3 protein-coding genes are annotated in these 4,398 nt (G+C 39.0%); all 3 read left to right on the forward strand.

Annotation, left to right across the window (positions count from 1 at the left end):
* The first annotated feature begins 54 nt into the window (after positions 1-54).
* On the forward strand, positions 55-3,000 hold the full coding sequence (locus HYW79_03575; GenBank protein ID MBI2635590.1) for an N-6 DNA methylase: 2,946 nt from the start codon (positions 55-57) through the stop codon (positions 2,998-3,000).
* Positions 2,993-3,526, forward strand: coding sequence for a hypothetical protein (locus tag HYW79_03580; GenBank protein MBI2635591.1), 534 nt, complete (start codon positions 2,993-2,995; stop codon positions 3,524-3,526). Before HYW79_03575 ends, HYW79_03580 begins: the two co-directional genes overlap by 8 nt.
* A gap of 2 nt (positions 3,527-3,528) precedes the next feature.
* Positions 3,529-4,398: hypothetical protein (locus tag HYW79_03585; protein MBI2635592.1), on the forward strand; the 870-nt coding region annotated here is incomplete at its 3' end.

Consider the following 4,398-nt stretch of genomic DNA (forward strand, 5'->3'; position numbering starts at 1 on the left):
AATTTCCGCCGATTCACTTATTTCGTGAGCCGTGAGTTAACCAATAAAACCTTCTTGCAAAGGATCGGGGATGGCGATTTTTCAACGCTGGAAAAAGTAAAAGACGCTTTTTCGGTTGAAAAGGTTACTAAGGAATTTTATCTGGAATACAGAAAGCTTTTTGACAGCTTAATGGAAGACCTTTCCAAAAATCACGCCTTTCTCAATGAGGCCTCAAAAAACTATATCAATACGGAAAACTTCGCCAAAAAACTGCTCGGGCAAATTGTTTTTCTCTACTTCATACAAAAGAAAGGATGGATTGGCGTGCCGGCCGGAAAGAAATGGGGCGAAGGAGATAAAAGCTTTATGGGCAATATCTATAAGGATGCGATCGCCAAAAAAGCAAACTTTTATAACGATTACTTGGAAAAGCTTTTTTATAACGCCCTGAACAACGCGCACAGAGATTCTGCCGACCCCAGTTTTTCAAAGGATTTTGGGAGCCGCATCCCGTTCTTAAACGGCGGATTATTTGAAGCCGAATATGATTGGAAAAACAGTTTGATGTATCTGGATAACAAGATTTTCCAGTCCATTTTTGATGTTTTTGAGCGTTATAACTTTACCGTTGAAGAAGAAAGTCCGGACGACAAGGAAATTGCCGTTGATCCGGAAATGCTCGGTAAGGTATTTGAGAACTTGCTTCCCGAAAACCTGCGCAAAGGCAAGGGCACGTATTACACACCGCGCGAAATCGTGTATTACATGTGCCGAGAATCTTTGGTTAACTACCTTGTTTCTAATCACTCCAATATCACGGAAGAAAATATCCGGAACTATATTTTCTACTCCGAAAGCTTTGAAAATTTCAAAAAGCAAAAAGGTGAAAGTTTTACGCCCGGCCAGTGGAAAGAATTGGACGATTTGCTGGCAAATATAAAAGTGTGCGATCCGGCTTGCGGCTCCGGCGCGTTTCTTGTGGGAATGCTCAATATGATCGTGAAGCTCCGGATATTCTTGCAGACGACTCCGGACTCGCACTTAATCCCGCAGAAGAAGGAATACGAGCTGAAGCGCGAAACCATCCAAAATTGCATTTACGGCGTGGACATTGATCCGGGCGCTATTGAAATAGCCAAACTGCGGCTCTGGCTCGCGCTTGTCGTGGATTATGACCTTGAGGACATTGAGCCGCTTCCGAACCTTGATTATCGCCTAATGTGTGGCAATTCGCTTTTGGAAGAGTTTGAGGGAATAAAGTTCTATAACGGCGAAAAAGAAACGCAGGCATCTTTGCTGACCGATCCAGAAAAAGATAAAAAGGTTGAAGCGTTAAGAAAGAAGGTTAAAGAATATTTCAGCATTCATGACGATAAAGAAAAGCTGAAAAAACGGAAGGAAATCAACGACATAAAAGATTGGCTGATCGGCACGGCTTTGCAAAAACGGTATAAGGACATTGCCTCGCAAAGGAAAGAGGCCGAATCAAGGGCAAATATGCTTAATGAAAAAAGCCGCAAGCAGTATCTTGCCGGCTTCAGCAAATGGCTCGGCTCAAGCTCAAATATTCAAAAAGCGCTAGAGAGTTTGCATAATCCCAAAAAAGAAAAACCATTCTTTATCTGGAAACTGGAATTTATTGATGTCTTTGAAGAAAAAGGCGGTTTTGATGTGGTGATAGCCAATCCGCCGTATGTAAAAGAATATGTTCAGAAGTCAGCTTTCGATGGCCTTAGGGATTCATCCTATTATCAGGGCAAGATGGACCTTTGGTATTTTTTTGCATGCAAGGGTGTCGATTTGGCAAAAAATGATACGGGCATAATTACTTTTATCGCACAGAACAATTGGGTTACAAGTTATGGAGCTTCCAAGATGCGAAGCAAAATTATTTCTGATACCCAGATTTTAAGCCTTATAGATTTTGGCGATTTTAAGATTTTTGAAGCAGGAATTCAGACGATGGTAATGATGTTTAGAAGAAATACTACGGCAGATAATTACTCTTTTGATTTCAGAAGGATTTCCGGCAATGATCTGACCCTCAATGACGTAATCAATGTTTTAAATAAAAATGAAAATAGTAAAGCAGAATATCTAACGCCAAAAATAAATAGAAATATATTCAAAGATAAAACCCTAACCTTCAGTAATTCGCGAGCAGAACCAATACTTGAAAAAATAAAAAGCAAATCCAATTTTCAACTAAATGATAAAGAGGTTGCTAACGGAATCCATCATCATCACGACAGGGTTAATCGAGAGCGTAATAAAATTCTCGGAAGCCAATATAAAATTGGCGATGGGATTTTTGTGTTAAGCAATAAAGAGAAGAGTTCAATACCATTTTCAAAAGCAGAGTTAGGATTAATAAAACCCTCATATACCTCTAAAGAATTACATAGGTGGTACAGCAACCCGATAAATCAAGAATGGGTCATTTATACCGATTCAAGTTTTAAGGACAAAAAGAAGATAGAAAATTATCCCAACATTAAAAAACATCTTGATCAATTCAAAAAAGTTATCACTTCCGATAATAAACCTTACGGTTTGCATAGGGCTCGAGATGAGCGTTTCTTTATAGGAGAAAAAATTATAGCCGTTCGAAAATGCGCGAGGCCAACTTTTACTTATGTTGATTTCGATAGTTATGTATCCGCGACTTTCTATGTGATAAAAACTGAAAGGTTGAACCAAAAATACTTGGTAGGATTACTAAATTCTGAGTTAATCACTTTCTGGTTGAAACACAGAGGGAAAATGCAGGGCAATAATTTTCAGATTGATAAAGAACCCATCATTGCTCTTCCTATTTCAAAAACTGATCAAGCACAACAAGACGCCATCATAAATCTTGTAAATAAAATCCTTGCCATTGCCAAAGACGCTGACTATTTAAAAAATTCCGGAAAACAAGCAAAAGTCCGCGACTACGAAAAACAAATTGATCAGCTTGTCTATAAACTCTACGCCCTCACCCCGGAGGAGATTAAAATTGTGGAAAATCATGGATGAAATAAAAGACCCAATTTTAAGAGAACAAGCGAGTATTCCAACCGATGGTTTAGAGTACTCTTTTGTTAACTTACCAAAATCAGTAGTTGAAATTGTTGATGCTTGTATCAGAGTGGTTTGGGTAATGGGGAGTTATGGAAAGACCGTCGAGCCTAGAGAAATAATTTCTAACGCTCAGAAAATGTTTATCAGCGAAGAGGTTAAATCTCAGGATAATTTTTGGAAAGAACATTGCGCTGGTTCACTGAGAGAGTTGGTTGATAATCACTTCGAGGCAAACTGTCTTCGCTTCCTAAAATGTATTCCTAAGCGCGACGAATCTGATGAAACCAAACAGCTATGTGAGAAGCTTAGAGATTTTAAGGAATTTTTGAACGACTTCGCCCATTTTAAGGACACCGCAACCAGCAAGGCTCAAAATTTGATAACCCCAGCACCAACGGAAATAAGCGAACAGGTTTTCGACAAAATATGTACTGCTTTTATTTTCCATCTCGGAAACTATTTTAAATACAAAAATAAGTAAATATGAATCAAATTGAATTACACAAAAAAATAGAGCTGATAGTGCAAGAAAATCCTGCACAGGCTGAACCCGGTAAGGTGCGCGCGTTGATTTCCGAGAATCACGATGTTTATCTCTACTTCTTTACTCAAGCCGATGAGCGCTGGCTTGGTTGGCTTTGGGAAAATGGCTTTTTAGATGTTATTAAACAAAAAGCAGAAGACCAGACGCGTTATGGATACCGAACGCCAGAAGTTAACTATCTCGTAAAGGTGGCCGAAAAAGAGCCGGCAAAGGTAGTTGATATTATGCTTGCCGTACCGATTTCTACGAAGAACTTTAATCCAGAAGTGGTGGACAGATTCTTACGCATTTGTAGTGGTTTGCCAGCACCAGAACTCAAGCGGATGGTAAAGAAAATTCGTGATGATGAGTGGGTGCAACTCATGGGTGCTTTCAACGACTGGGGTTTTGAGTATGAAAAAATGCTTAAAACTTTAACTGATGCTAATGACTTTGATAGCGTTCTTATTCTTGCTGAAGCAGTACTTTCTATTCGCACAAAAAAGGAAGCCGAACAAACTTCGCGCGGATTTTTGTCCGACAATCCTTTCTACTTTAAGGAACTAAGCTATACAAAAGTATTCGAATACTTACTCAAGGTGGATGAGAAAAACATTGAAAACGCACTCACTTTGGTAACCAACACAATGAAGGAGGTTGTGCTCTTTGGAGAAAAAGAACATAAAGACGAAGTATTTAAAGTTTATGATAGCTACTTTTTATTAGATGTAGATTTTTTTGAGCTTGAGCTTACCGAAAAAGACAGACTTTCACACAGAGATGATGTTAAAAATCTCGCAGCCGTTATTAAGCATTATGCAGAGCAAACC

This window comes from Parcubacteria group bacterium (genome assembly GCA_016186325.1).
In the GTDB taxonomy this organism is placed as follows: domain Bacteria; phylum Patescibacteriota; class Minisyncoccia; order UBA10092; family UBA10092; genus JACPHB01.